The organism is Hydrogenophaga sp. IBVHS2 (genome assembly GCF_002127215.1).
GTDB lineage: Bacteria > Pseudomonadota > Gammaproteobacteria > Burkholderiales > Burkholderiaceae_C > Hydrogenophaga.
Genome location: NZ_NFUT01000004.1, coordinates 93,495 through 105,820, shown reverse-complemented (window position 1 = coordinate 105,820; position 12,326 = coordinate 93,495). Strand labels below are relative to the sequence as shown.

Genomic DNA, 12,326 nt, shown 5'->3' with positions numbered 1-12,326 from the left:
CAAGATGAGATCTGCCGGGGCCTTGAGCCCCCTAAAGAGTCGTTCAAGACCAGGACGTTGATAGGTCGGGTGTGGAAGCGCAGCAATGCGTTAAGCTAACCGATACTAATTGCTCGTGCGGCTTGACCCTATAACTTTGATTCAATGTCAAAGTGTCCAAGTGACATGCAAATGCAACATGTGAAGATCACATGCATATGCCAGTCGTGGATGCAATCAAAATACGCTGATCGATACTGCCCCGCGCAGTGTCAGACTCTATGAATTCGCCCGGCTGCGGCGTCGCAGCCAGGCAACCCTTTATGCCTGACGACCATAGCGAGGTGGTACCACTCCTTCCCATCCCGAACAGGACAGTGAAACGCCTTTGCGCCGATGATAGTGCGGATTCCCGTGTGAAAGTAGGTCATCGTCAGGCTACTAATAGCCAACATGCCCCCACCTTCGAAAGATCGTGGGGGTTTTGTTTTTTGGCTGACCCAATTCAATGATCGATAGATTCAACGGTCGATCACCCACTCGCCTTGAATCTCTGCAGCCGACGAAGACACCAGCTTGTCGAGCAGGTGCGGCAGGGTCAGATCAAGATCGGGCCGGTGCTGGCTGACCAGCGCGAAGTAGGGCGTCGACCGATACCACTCCTCTAGGTCAGTCTGGCGCAGCCGTTGTCGATCGAGCAGGTGGAATTTCACGAGCACCTTTGCCGCGTATTCGGCGTGTCGATGGGGAGCGGCCAGAAACTGGTCAAGCCGCTTGTGGGCCCGGTCCAGAGCGGCTGGAACGTTCTCGAACGGACGCCCGTGGCCAGGTATCACCACCGTCGGTGCCAAGCTTTGGATCAGATCCAGGGTGTTGGCGACTTCATGGAAGGCGTCCAGGCCTTCGAGTTCGGGGAAAACGACGCCGAATCCGTTCTCCCACAGCGCATCTCCCGAAATCAGCACCCGGTGTTGGCGCTGAAACAGCAGCACCGCGTGAGGATCGTGTCCCGGAGCGGCATGTACTTCCCAGCGGGCAGGCCCCAATCGAACTTCGTCGCCGGGCTGCAGCAGCCCGTCAAAACTGAATTGGTCACATTGCTGACCGGTCGGCTGATAGGTGAGTGCATTCACGTCCCACCGCCGCACTGCATCCGCCTGACCTGGCGGGATCCAGGTCTGCACTCCGGCAAACCGGCTGGACAGTGCCGCGTTGCCGCCACAGTGATCGCTGTGAAGATGCGTATTGAGAATGCCGACCAGCTTGCGGATACCCAGAACCTGTTGTACCAGCTCAACGGTCTGAGGGGCGTGGGAGGCGTAGCCGCTGTCGACCACCCAGCCTGCGTCGCCATCCACGATCACCGTGCTGTTGGAGGAAAGCCATCCCCTCTCCAGCACCGTCAGGCCAAGCGAATCAAACGTGGTCAACATGCGCAGTGGGCGGGGTAGTCAAGACAACCGGCTCATTATTCGGCCGAAAGGGACCAGATCAGGTCGAGCTCTGTCGCACACGAGCCATCGGGATCGCGAAACAGCCGCTCAAGCCACGCGCTTTCACGTTGGGCGATCGCATCCATCAGGCGACGGGGCTCCGGCATGGAGGCAAATGCGTCAAAGCCGGCCTCGAGAAACTGCTGCAGTGCATCCAGTCCGGCGGCACGCGCGGGCCCCCGCATCAGCCGCAGCCCGGTTCGAAGACTGCGCTTGCGGGTCAGGGATTCCAGGTCGGTGCCCATGCGTGAGACGACGACCAGCTGACGCTGTCGGTCCGCCGAGGAACCCGTGGTTTGCCACGCCCGCAGATACCGAACCCCGGCCGACCGCGAGTCGGGCTGGGCGAGCCAGGCCACCCCCATGGCATGGTCAAGCCTTTCCGTCAGTGCATGCAGTTCGGTGAGATCGATGGCCAGCTCTGCCACTGCCGAGGGGAACAGCCGCTCGAGTCCGCCCGCAATGCGGGAAAACTGCTGGTCACGGGAGCGGAAGTCCCGCACACCGTAGAGCTCATCAAGAAAGAAGCGTGCCGCCAACGCATACTCCGCGCTGGTCAGAAAGTCCTGGTACGTGTGTCTGAACCGCCGTGACTGGAGCTGCTTGATGATCAGCACTGCACGGTCGATGCCTGCATCGGCCGCTGCGTTGCGCAGCGACTCGACGGTGGACAGGTGGTGGCGGATGCGGTCGGCTGGACCGTTGGGACCCGTGTGTTGCATGGTGGGGATCTTGAATGAGCGGAGCATAACGAGATGAGTCGTGTTGCGTGGATCGGTCGGTCAAGCTGGGTGGTTCTGGTGGGTCTGGGGCTGGCGTTGCACGCCCGGTGGAGCGAAACCCACCCGGTGGCTGCAGGCTTGGCCTTGTCGCTCGCCTTGTGGTTGCCCGCCGCCGCCATGACCCTGGGCAGCGTCATCGCCGCCGGTGTGGCGGGAAAGTCATCGCCGGCCCCCCGCGCAACCGCCTGGGAATGGGGCAGCGCGGTGGTCCGGGAATGGCTGGCTTACTTCCAGGTGTTCGGGTGGCGCCAGCCGTTCCGGTGGCAGGCCATGCCCGATGTCGCCGAGCCCGGCCGGCCCACGGTGGTCCTGGTGCATGGCTACCTGTGCAACAGAGGCTTCTGGCACCCCTGGCGATCGGCCCTGCAGGCGCGGCACTGGGGTCATGCCTCGGTCAATCTGGAGCCGGTCTTCGGCAGCATCGACGACATGGTCGATGTGCTCGATCCCGTCATGCAGAAAGCCCTGGCGGGCGGAGGGCCGGTGGCCGTGGTGGCCCACAGCATGGGTGGCCTGGTGACCCGCGCCTGGCTGGCCCGCCAGGCCACATGGCCCGAGGCCTTGAAAACAGTCATCACCATCGGGTCGCCGCACCACGGCACCTGGGTGGCGCGCTGGGCCAACAGCACGGCGGGTCGACAGATGCGCTTGGGCAGCGACTGGATTGCCAGCCTGGCGGCACGGGAACGACCGGAGGACGCCCGCCGCTTCCTCTGCTGGCGATCACTCACCGACCATGTGGTCTTCCCGCCGGCGGTGGCGGTCCTGCCGGGAGCCACCGATCGGGTGGTGCGGAGTGCAGGCCATGTCGACCTGGCGTTTCAGGCGCCGGTGATGGACGAGTCGCTGGCCTGGCTGGCGTCGGCGTTCAGGTCGCCCGCAGACCGCACCCGCTCATAGATCGGCGCGAAATCGGCCGCGGTCAGGTCGAACAGCTGTTCGAAGCTGTCGATCACGAAGTAGGTGGCCTGAAAGTCGTCGATCTTGTAGCGGGTACGCATGCAGCGCTCCAGATCGAGTGCGATCCGGCGAGGCCGCGGATCGCGCACGCTGTGAACCAGCTCGCCGGCCGAGCTGAGGATGCCGGCACCATACGCCCGCAGGCCATCACCCTGACGGATCAGCCCGAACTCGATGGTGTACCAGTACAGCCGGGACAACAGCTCGCCGGCCCCCAGCGCATGGGCGCGCAGCCCGCCCTGGCCATAGCGCTGCACATAGTCGGCAAAGACCGGGTCGAACAGCAGCGGCACATGCCCGAACAGGTCGTGGAAGACGTCGGGCTCGACGATGTAGTCGAACTCGTCCGGGCGCCGTATCCAGTCGGTCACCGGAAAGCGGCGCTGCGCCAGCAGCTGGAAGAACGCCAGCTCCGGAATGAGACCGGGCACCGCCACGATCTCCCATCCGGTGGCCACGCGCAGTCGGCGGTTCACGTCCTCAAAACGCGGAATGCCCTCACCCGCACCCAGTGCAGGCAGTGCTTCGATGAAGGCGTCGGCAGCGTGACCGGGCAGCAGTGCACACTGGCGCTGCAGCAATCGGTGAAAGGTGTCGTGGTCCTGGGCGCTGTACTGCGACCAGTTCTGGTCGCAGGTGTAGTCGTCCCGGGCGCGGGCGTAGTCGCCACGCGGCGGACGTGTGCTGGTTCCGTAGACCACCGGTTCGACAGCCATGGCGGGTCCCTCAGGTGGTCAGCACGCCTCGGCGCATCTGGTCGAGCTCCATGGTCTCGAACAGGGCCTTGAAGTTGCCTTCGCCGAAGCCCTGGTTGCCCTTGCGCTGGATGAACTCGAAGAAGATCGGGCCGAGCTGGTTCTCGCTGAAGATCTGCAGCAGCAGCTCGTCCGGGCGCCCGTCGACCAGAATGTTGCGCTGCTTCAGCGCTTCGATGTCCTCCTGCAGGCCAGGAATGCGCCGCGGCAGCAGTTCGTAGTAGGTCTCGCTGGTGCTGAGCAGCTTCACGCCGGACAGCTGCAGCGCGTCCACCGTCTCGTACAGGTTGGTCGAACCCATCGCGATGTGCTGGATGCCCTCGCCCTGATAGCGGTCCAGGTACTCCTGGATCTGGCCCGCCTTTTCGTTGCCTTCCTCGTTGATGGGGATGCGGATCTTGCCGCAGGGGCTGGTCATGGCCTTGCTCTTGACGCCGGTGGCCTGGCCCTCGATGTCGAAGTAGCGCACCTCGCGGAAGTTGAACAGGCGCTCGTAGAAACCGGCCCACTCGGCCATGCGGCCCCGGTGCACGTTGTGGGTGAGGTGGTCGATGTACGTCAGTCCATGCCCGACCGGCTGGAGCTGTTCGCCCGAGTTCGGCTGCAGCGGCTCGAAGTCCACATCGAAGAACCCGATGTTGCCGATGTCCCCGGTGCGCGCGCCGTTCTTGCCGCGCCAGCGGTCGATGAAATAGATGATGGAGTCGCCAATGCCCTTGATGGCCGGGATGTTCAGCTCGCCCGGGCCGGCCTGTCCTGCGTAACCCCAGGCGCCCAGCGAGATGGCGCGTTCGTAGGCGGCCTTGGCGTCCGCGACCCGGAAAGCGATGGCGCACACGCTGGGGCCGTGCAGCCGGGCAAAGCGCTGGGCAAAGCTGTCGGGCTCCGCGTTGATGATGAAGTTGATCTCGCCCTGGCGGTACAGCGTCACGGCCTTGTGGCGGTGGCGGGCAATCGCCACGAAGCCCATGCGCTCGAACAGCGCGCCCATGGCGGCCGGATCGGGGGCGGCGTACTCGATGAATTCAAAGCCGTCGGTGCCCATGGGGTTGTCCCAGGGGATGGCCGTTGCGTCGGGAGTGTTGCGTGCGTTCATGGTGTCTCCTTCGAGAGGGTCCGGGCACTGTAGAGGGCGGCGGCCACACGAATCCGGCGTTCTCTGCCATGATTCACCTATCCAACGCATGAAAACTGCAAATCAATGAGTACAGACGCACTGGACAAGCTGGACAGGGGCATCCTGCGCATGTTGCAGCAGGACGGCCGGGCCACTTACGACCAGATCGCGGATGCGGTCGGTCTCTCGCCCAGTGCGGTGCTGCGGCGGGTCAGGCGGCTGGAGGAGGCCGGCGTGATCGCGCGCTATGTGGCCCTGGTTCAACCCGAAGCCGTGGGCCTGGGCCTGACCGCCTATGTGAACGTGCGACTGGAAAAGCATGCCGGCGGCGCCAAGCGCAATCCCATGGACGAGTTCCGCGCCAGCGTCACCGCCTGGCCCGAGGTGGTGGAGTGCGCCGCGCTCACCGGCGAGATGGACTTCCAGCTGCGTCTGGTGGTGGCCGACATGCCTGCCTACGCCCGTTTCATGATGGACACCCTGCTCAAGCACCCCAGCGTGCAGGACTGCAAGACCAGTTTCGTGATGGAACGCGTCAAGAGCACCACGGCCTTGCCGGTCTGAAATTGGAGTCCTCTCTCCTCCGCAGATCAGGGAAAACCCGTACATTCCAGCCATGACCTCCCGTCCGCCTTCTGCCCGATCCTCCACGGTGGTGCCGATCCGTTCGCTCACCCGCGACCACCTGGCCGACATCGAGCAGCACCTGCTGGCGCTGGAGCCCCACGACCGATACCTGCGCTTCGGCTACGCCGCCAACGACGAGCAGATCCGTCGCTATGTGGCGCAGCTCAACTTCGAGCGCGACGAACTGTTCGGCATCTTCAACCGCAAGCTGCAGCTCATCGCCATGGCGCACCTCGCGTTCTCGGTCGATCCTCAGCTGACCACCTGCGCCGAATTCGGCGTGTCGGTGTCGAAAGCCGCCAGGGGGCGGGGCTACGGCGGGCGACTGTTCGAGCGCGCCGCCACCAAGGCCCGCAACGAAGGGGTGAGCCAGCTGTTCATCCATGCGCTGTCGGAGAACACCGCCATGCTCAAGATCGCGCGCAACGCCGGTGCGGTCATCGAGCGGGCGGGCTCCGAGTCGGAGGCCCACCTCTGGCTGCCGCCGGCCGACTTCGATTCCCGGGTGACCGAGCTGGTGGACGAGCAGGTCGCCAGGACCGACTACCACCTCAAGGCGCAGGCGCGCCAGTTCTGGAGCGTGCTGTCGGTGCTGCAGGACATCCGCCAGGGTGTTCGCGAGGCGCGCGAGCGGGCCCGATCCTGAGGCTGTGCGGGCAGCCCTGCTGCACCCCGGCGACATGCTCTTGGGGTATTCTTGCCCCCTGTACCAACCACCCCCTCCCTTCAGTGGCCGACAACCCCCCCAGTAGCGGGCCGCAGCGCAGCCTGCGGCACGTGGACAAGCGAGGTTTCCTCCAGAAACTCGCCGAGTTCATCCACCCCGGACCCGACTCCAAGGATGAACTGATCGAAACCCTCGCCGACGCCGAGGACAACGACATCATCAACGCCGAATCCCGGGTCATGCTCGAAGGCGTGATCCGGATCGCCGACATGACGGCGGGTGATGTCATGGTGGCAGCACCCCGCATGGACGTGCTGGACATCGATGCCCCCTTCGACGAATTGCTGCACCTGGTGATCGACACCGGCCACTCGCGCTTTCCGGTGTTCGACGGCGAGCGGGAAAACATCATCGGCATCCTGCTGGCCAAGGACCTGCTCAAGCTGCAGCGCGCGCCGGAACTCAACATCCGTGCCCTGCTGCGACCGGCCACCTTCGTGCCGGAGAGCAAGGGCCTGAACGATCTGCTGCGCGAGTTCAGGGGCAACCGCAACCACCTGGCCATCGTCATCGACGAGTTCGGCCGCGTGGCGGGCCTGATCACCATCGAGGACGTGCTGGAAGAGATCGTCGGCGAGATCGAGGACGAGTTCGATGTGGCCGAGGACGACGGCGACATCTTCGCCCTGGCCGACCGCACCTGGCGGGTCAGCGGCGACACCCCCATCGAACGCATCAACGAGTCCTTCGGCCTGCACCTGCCCGAGGACGACTTCGACACCATCGGAGGCCTGATCGCCCACACCATGGGCCACGTGCCCAAGCGCGGCGAGCAGCACGAGCTGCACGGACTGCGGTTCGTGGTGCTGCACACCAAGGGCGGCGCGGTGAAGTGGTTCAAGGTCATGCCGGTGCCGGCCGAGTCCTGAACGACCTTCATTGCCGAGCATGCGCAGCCTGTTCGACTCCCTGCACACACCATCGAGTTTCAACCCGATGAGCCGCCGGCCGCCGGGGCGTGGCGGGCGCAGTGGCGGCGGTCTGTGGTTCCTGGTGTGCCTGGCGGCCGGGCTGCTGCAGGCCTTCTCGCTGGCATGGCCGTTGGCCGACTGGCACCTGCCCGGCACAGTGACGGGCCAGCCCTCGGGCGGCTGGCAGATCGTGTCGCTGGCGCTGCTGGTGCTGGCCTTGCAGTTCTCCGGCCGGGTCGGGCAGTCGGTCTGGCGCGGCTGGGTGTTCGCCACCGCCTGGCTGTGCGGCACCTTCTGGTGGCTGTTCGTTTCCATGAACACCTACGGTGGCCTGCCCGCCTGGATGGCGGTGCTGGCGGTGGGCGCCCTGGGTGGGGCGCTGGCCCTGTACTACGCAGTGGCCGCCGGCGTGCTGGCAGCCCTGGCGCCGGTGTCGCGGGCGGGGCAGGCTTTCATGTTCGCCGCGCTCTGGACGCTGGCCGAGCTGGCCCGCGGCAAGCTGTTCACCGGTTTTCCGTGGGGTGCGGCAGGCTATGCGCATGTGGACCTGATGCCTTTCTGGGCCCCGCTGGTGGGCGTGTACGGCATGGGTTTCCTGGCGGCCTTGCTGGCCTATGTGCTGGCCTCGGTGGTCTCGGGAGCCTGGCGCACGGCCGCGGCCTGGCTGCTGTCGCCGGTGAGCCGTCCTCCGCGCACCGGAACCCCCGGCTCGCGCATTCCACAGCCCGCAGCGCAACTGCAGCCCCGCTGGCCCTGGTCGGGCGCTTCCTGGACCGACGGGCTTCGCAACGGGCTCCTGCTGCTGCTGATCGGCGGGCTGCTGTCCACCCTGGGATCCGGCCCGGCGTGGCGCCAGCCGGACGCGGGCACCACGGCGGCCGGCGAACTGCCGGTCTGGCTGCTGCAGGGCAACATCCCGCAGGACCAGAAATTCCAGCCGGGCACCGGCATGGCCCAGGCGCTGTCGTGGTACCCGCAGCAGATCGCGCAGGCGGCTGCCAGGCGGGCCGATCAGCCCCTGCTGGTGGTGGCGCCCGAGACGGCGTTGCCCCTGCTGCCGTCGCAGCTGGGCGAGGGATTCTGGACGCCGCTGATGGCATCGCTCGGCGCCCAGCAGGGGCCCGGTGCCGCCGCAGCGCTGCTGGGCCTGCCGCTGGGCGACCGCCAGGGCTACACCAACTCGGCCTGGGGCATCAGCCCGGCGGCGGCGCGCGCTGCAGGTGGCCGTCCGGCCGAGGCGGGGGCCTTGATCTACCGCTACGACAAGCACCACCTGGTGCCCTTCGGCGAGTTCGTGCCGCCCCTCTTCCGCTGGTTCACTGACCTCATGAACATCCCGCTGGGCGACTTCCAGCGCGGCCCTCTGGCCCAGGTGCCCTGGTCCTGGGGCGGGCAGCGGCTGGCGGCCAACATCTGCTACGAGGACCTGTTCGGCGAGGAGCTGGCAGCCGGTTTCCGCGACCCGGCCACCGCGCCGACGGTGCTGGTCAACCTGAGCAACATCGCCTGGTTCGGCGACACCGTGGCCATCGACCAGCACCTGCAGATCTCGCGCCTGCGCGCCCTGGAGCTGGGCCGCCCGATGCTGCGGGCCACCAACACCGGTGCCACGGCGGTCGTGGACCACCGGGGTGTGGTGACGGCCCAGCTGCCCCGGCTGGAACGCGGGCGCCTGGAAGCGGTGGTGCAGGGCCGTGACGGGCTGACGCCCTTTGCGCGGTGGGCCGGCACCTGGGGGCTGATGCCGCTGGGGTTGGTGTGCGGCGCGCTGGTGCTGCTGCTGGGGGCGTTGCGCCATCTGGGGCGCCGGGGCGGACGCACCCGCCGGCGCTGAGCGGTGCCCCGGCCCGTAAAATCGGGCCTTTGTGCAGCCTGCGGCTGCGCTCCCCCGATTCCATCCAGCAGCGCGGCACAGACCGCGTGCCCGCCATGTTGACCTTTCAGCAAATCATCCTGACCCTGCAGTCCTACTGGGACCGTCAAGGCTGTGCCCTGCTCCAGCCCTACGACATGGAAGTGGGCGCCGGCACCAGCCACACCGCCACCTTCCTGCGCGCCATTGGTCCGGAGCCCTGGAAGGCCGCCTATGTGCAGCCCAGCCGCCGCCCCAAGGACGGCCGTTACGGCGAAAACCCCAACCGGCTGCAGCACTACTACCAGTACCAGGTGGTGCTCAAGCCGGCGCCGGCCAACATTCTGGAGCTCTACCTCGGCTCGCTGGAGGCGCTGGGCTTCGACCTGAAGAAGAACGACATCCGCTTCGTCGAGGACGACTGGGAGAACCCCACCCTGGGTGCCTGGGGCCTGGGCTGGGAGGTCTGGCTCAACGGCATGGAGGTGACCCAGTTCACCTACTTCCAGCAGGTCGGCGGCATCGACTGCAAGCCGGCCACCGGCGAGATCACCTACGGCCTGGAGCGGCTGGCCATGTACCTGCAGGGCGTGGACAACGTCTACAACCTGAAGTGGACCGACACCATGAGCTATGGCGACGTCTACCTGCAGAACGAGCGCGAGCAGTCGGCCTACAACTTCGAGCATTCCGATGCCGACTTCCTGTTCACCGCCTTCGGTGCCCACGAAAAGCAGGCCAGGTACCTGATGGAGCAGCAGCTGGCGCTGCCGGCCTACGAGCAGGTGCTCAAGTGCGCCCACAGCTTCAACCTGCTGGACGCGCGCGGCGCCATCAGCGTGACCGAACGCGCCGCCTACATCGGCCGCATCCGCAACCTGGCCCGCAGCGTGGCCCAGAGCTATTACGACAGCCGCGAGCGCCTGGGCTTCCCCATGGCCCCGCGCGAGTGGGTCGAGCAGATGCCGAAAAAAGCCGCCTGAGAAAAGAAGAACAACGATGTCCGCACAGAACCTGCTCGTCGAGCTGTTTGTCGAAGAACTCCCGCCCAAGGCCCTGAAGAAGCTGGGCGAGGCCTTTGCCCAGGTGCTGGGTCAGCGCCTGGTGGCCCAGGGCCTGGCGCCGCAGGACGCGGTGGTGACGCCGTATGCCTCGCCGCGCCGGCTGGCCGCCCACATCACCGGCGTGCTCCCCCGCGCGGCCGACCGTGCCGTCTCGCAAAAGCTCATGCCGGTGGCGGTGGGGCTGGATGCCGCCGGCCAGCCCACGCCGGCGCTGCTCAAGCGGCTTGCGGCCCTGGGCGCCGACGCATCGGCGGTGGCCGGTCTGCGCCGCGCACCCGACGGCAAGGCCGAGGCGCTGTTCTTCGACAGTGTGGCCCCCGGCGTGGATCTGGCCACCGGCCTGCAGTCGGCCCTGGACGATGCGCTGGCCCAGCTGCCCATTCCCAAGGTCATGACCTACCAGCTGGAATCCGGCTGCGAGCTGCCGGGCTGGAGCAGCGTGCAGTTCGTCCGCCCGGCCCACGGTCTGGTGGCGCTGCACGGCAGCACGGTGGTGCCGGTGAAGGCGCTGGGGCTGCTGGCCGGCAACGCCACCCACGGCCACCGCTTCGAGGCGCGGATCGACCCGGTGGTGGTGCCGGCCGCCGACGCCTATGCCGACACCCTGGCCGCCGATGGCGCCGTGATCGCCTCGTTCGCCGCGCGCCGTGCCGAGATCCAGCGCCAGCTGGCCGCAGCGGCCGAGCTCGTGGGCGGCGGCTGCCGTCCGATCGAGGACGATGCGCTGCTGGATGAGGTGACCGCCCTGGTCGAGCGTCCCAACGTGCTGGTCTGCGAGTTCGAGCGCCAGTTCCTGGAGGTGCCGCAGGAGTGCCTGATCCTCACCATGAAGGCCAACCAGAAGTACTTCCCGCTGCTGGACGCCAACGGCCGCCTGACCCACCGCTTCCTGGTGGTCAGCAACATCCGGCCCGACGATGCCAGTGCGGTCATCGGTGGCAACGAGCGGGTGGTGCGCCCGCGCCTGGCCGACGCCAAGTTCTTCTTCGACCAGGACCGCAAGAAGACGCTGGCGAGCCGCGTCGAGGGCCTGGGCAAGGTGGTCTATCACAACAAGCTGGGCACGCAGGGCGAGCGCGTGGAGCGGGTGCGGGCCATCGCCCGCGCCATCGGCCAGCAGCTGGGGGGCGACATCCTGGCCAAGCAGGCCGACACGGCCGCCCAGCTCGCCAAGACCGACCTGCTCACCGACATGGTGGGCGAGTTCCCCGAGCTGCAGGGCATCATGGGCGGCTACTACGCACGCCACGACGGCCTGACCGACGACATCGCCTTCGCCATCGAAGACCATTACCGCCCGCGCTTTGCCGGCGACGAGCTGCCGCGCAACCCGGTGGGCCTGGTGGTGGCGCTGGCCGACAAGCTGGAGACCCTGGTCGGCATGTTCGGCATCGGCAACCTGCCCACCGGCGACAAGGACCCGTTCGCCTTGCGCCGCCATGCCCTGGGCGTGATCCGCATGCTCACCGAGCGCGATCTGGCGCTGGACCTGACTGCCCTGATCCGCGCCGCCGTGCCGGCTTTCGGTGCGCTCATCACCGACCCGACCGAGCCGCTGGCCGACTTCATGTTCGACCGTCTGGCCGGCAGCCTGCGCGAGCAGGGCTACAGCGCCCAGGAGGTCGACGCGGTGCTGGCGCTGCGGCCGTCCCGCCTGGGTGACGTGTCGCGCCGGCTGCAGGCCGTGCGGGCCTTTGCGGCCCTGCCCGAAGCCGCTGCGCTGGCGGCCGCCAACAAGCGCATCGGCAACATCCTGCGCAAGAGCGAGACCGCGCCGGCCGAGCAGGTGTCCATCGACCTGTTCCGCGAGCCGGCCGAGGAAGCCTTCCGGGCAGCGCTGGCCGATGCCGCCGCACAGGCCAACCCGGCCTTCGAGCGGGGCGACTACAGCGCCTCCCTGCAGGCCTGGGCGGCGGTCAAGGCACCGGTCGATGCCTTCTTCGACCAGGTGATGGTCAATGCCGACGACATGGACGTGCGCCGCAACCGCCTGGGGCTGCTGCGCGACCTGCACGCCGCCATGAACCGCGTGGCCGATCTGGCCAAGCTGGCCGCATGA

At 67.0% G+C, this 12,326-nt stretch carries 11 protein-coding genes and 1 rRNA gene; 8 read left to right on the top strand and 4 right to left on the bottom strand.

Translation table 11 applies throughout. The features are described from left to right. The first annotated feature begins 305 nt into the window (after positions 1-305). Positions 306-418, top strand: a 5S ribosomal RNA gene (rrf, locus tag CAP38_RS11275). An 82-nt stretch (positions 419-500) separates the two neighbouring features. Here the strand turns inward: rrf and CAP38_RS11270 are convergent. Together CAP38_RS11270 and CAP38_RS11265 are read right to left on the bottom strand one after the other, a co-directional pair. Continuing rightward, positions 501-1,412: an MBL fold metallo-hydrolase gene (locus CAP38_RS11270; RefSeq protein ID WP_086121511.1), complete on the bottom strand. Its 912-nt coding sequence runs from the start codon at positions 1,410-1,412 to the stop codon at positions 501-503. A gap of 35 nt (positions 1,413-1,447) precedes the next feature. Then, entirely contained in the window at positions 1,448-2,194 is a 747-nt protein-coding gene (locus CAP38_RS11265) for a hypothetical protein (RefSeq protein WP_143435817.1), read from the bottom strand. A 138-nt stretch (positions 2,195-2,332) separates the two neighbouring features. Between CAP38_RS11265 and CAP38_RS11260 the strand changes: the two genes are divergently transcribed. Then, positions 2,333-3,154, top strand: a complete 822-nt coding sequence (locus tag CAP38_RS11260) for an alpha/beta fold hydrolase (protein ID WP_179188532.1) — start codon at positions 2,333-2,335, stop codon at positions 3,152-3,154. Here the strand turns inward: CAP38_RS11260 and phhA are convergent. Then, the gene (gene phhA, locus CAP38_RS11255; protein WP_086121508.1) at positions 3,076-3,930 is read right to left on the bottom strand and encodes a phenylalanine 4-monooxygenase; all 855 of its coding nucleotides are present in this window, start codon (positions 3,928-3,930) and stop codon (positions 3,076-3,078) included. The two genes, CAP38_RS11260 and phhA, sit on opposite strands and share 79 nt — an antisense overlap. Before the next feature lie 10 nt (positions 3,931-3,940). Further along, positions 3,941-5,065, bottom strand: a complete 1,125-nt coding sequence (gene hppD, locus CAP38_RS11250) for a 4-hydroxyphenylpyruvate dioxygenase (RefSeq protein WP_086121507.1) — start codon at positions 5,063-5,065, stop codon at positions 3,941-3,943. Between the two features lie 105 nt (positions 5,066-5,170). Here hppD and CAP38_RS11245 point away from each other — a divergent pair, with 105 nt between their 5' ends. From CAP38_RS11245 to glyS, 6 genes are all read left to right on the top strand, one after another. Further along, complete coding sequence (locus CAP38_RS11245) at positions 5,171-5,650, top strand: Lrp/AsnC family transcriptional regulator (protein WP_086121506.1); 480 nt, start codon at positions 5,171-5,173, stop codon at positions 5,648-5,650. Between the two features lie 52 nt (positions 5,651-5,702). After that, positions 5,703-6,359 carry a GNAT family N-acetyltransferase gene (locus tag CAP38_RS11240; protein ID WP_086121505.1) on the top strand — a complete coding sequence of 219 codons (657 nt, stop codon included), beginning with the start codon at positions 5,703-5,705 and terminating at the stop codon, positions 6,357-6,359. 83 nt (positions 6,360-6,442) lie between these two features. Next, positions 6,443-7,309, top strand: coding sequence for an HlyC/CorC family transporter (locus tag CAP38_RS11235; protein ID WP_179188531.1), 867 nt, complete (start codon positions 6,443-6,445; stop codon positions 7,307-7,309). Positions 7,310-7,328: 19 nt separating this feature from the next. Beyond that, positions 7,329-9,185, top strand: a complete 1,857-nt coding sequence (gene lnt, locus CAP38_RS11230; protein WP_256924432.1) for an apolipoprotein N-acyltransferase — start codon at positions 7,329-7,331, stop codon at positions 9,183-9,185. Between the two features lie 95 nt (positions 9,186-9,280). After that, on the top strand, positions 9,281-10,186 hold the full coding sequence (gene glyQ / locus CAP38_RS11225; RefSeq protein ID WP_086121709.1) for a glycine--tRNA ligase subunit alpha: 906 nt from the start codon (positions 9,281-9,283) through the stop codon (positions 10,184-10,186). A 16-nt stretch (positions 10,187-10,202) separates the two neighbouring features. After that, positions 10,203-12,326 carry a glycine--tRNA ligase subunit beta gene (gene glyS / locus CAP38_RS11220; RefSeq protein ID WP_086121504.1) on the top strand — a complete coding sequence of 708 codons (2,124 nt, stop codon included), beginning with the start codon at positions 10,203-10,205 and terminating at the stop codon, positions 12,324-12,326.

Bases quoted from the DNA above. Each gene is read 5' to 3' on its own strand.
- hppD (WP_086121507.1), bottom strand. From the start codon at position 5,065: ATGAACGCACGCAACACTCCCGACGCAACGGCCATCCCCTGGGACAAC.
- CAP38_RS11245 (WP_086121506.1), top strand. From the start codon at position 5,171: ATGAGTACAGACGCACTGGACAAGCTGGACAGGGGCATCCTGCGCATG.
- lnt (WP_256924432.1), top strand. From the start codon at position 7,329: ATGCGCAGCCTGTTCGACTCCCTGCACACACCATCGAGTTTCAACCCG.
- CAP38_RS11270 (WP_086121511.1), bottom strand. From the start codon at position 1,412: ATGTTGACCACGTTTGATTCGCTTGGCCTGACGGTGCTGGAGAGGGGA.
- glyQ (WP_086121709.1), top strand. From the start codon at position 9,281: ATGTTGACCTTTCAGCAAATCATCCTGACCCTGCAGTCCTACTGGGAC.
- CAP38_RS11265 (WP_143435817.1), bottom strand. From the start codon at position 2,194: ATGCAACACACGGGTCCCAACGGTCCAGCCGACCGCATCCGCCACCAC.
- CAP38_RS11240 (WP_086121505.1), top strand. From the start codon at position 5,703: ATGACCTCCCGTCCGCCTTCTGCCCGATCCTCCACGGTGGTGCCGATC.
- phhA (WP_086121508.1), bottom strand. From the start codon at position 3,930: ATGGCTGTCGAACCGGTGGTCTACGGAACCAGCACACGTCCGCCGCGT.
- glyS (WP_086121504.1), top strand. From the start codon at position 10,203: ATGTCCGCACAGAACCTGCTCGTCGAGCTGTTTGTCGAAGAACTCCCG.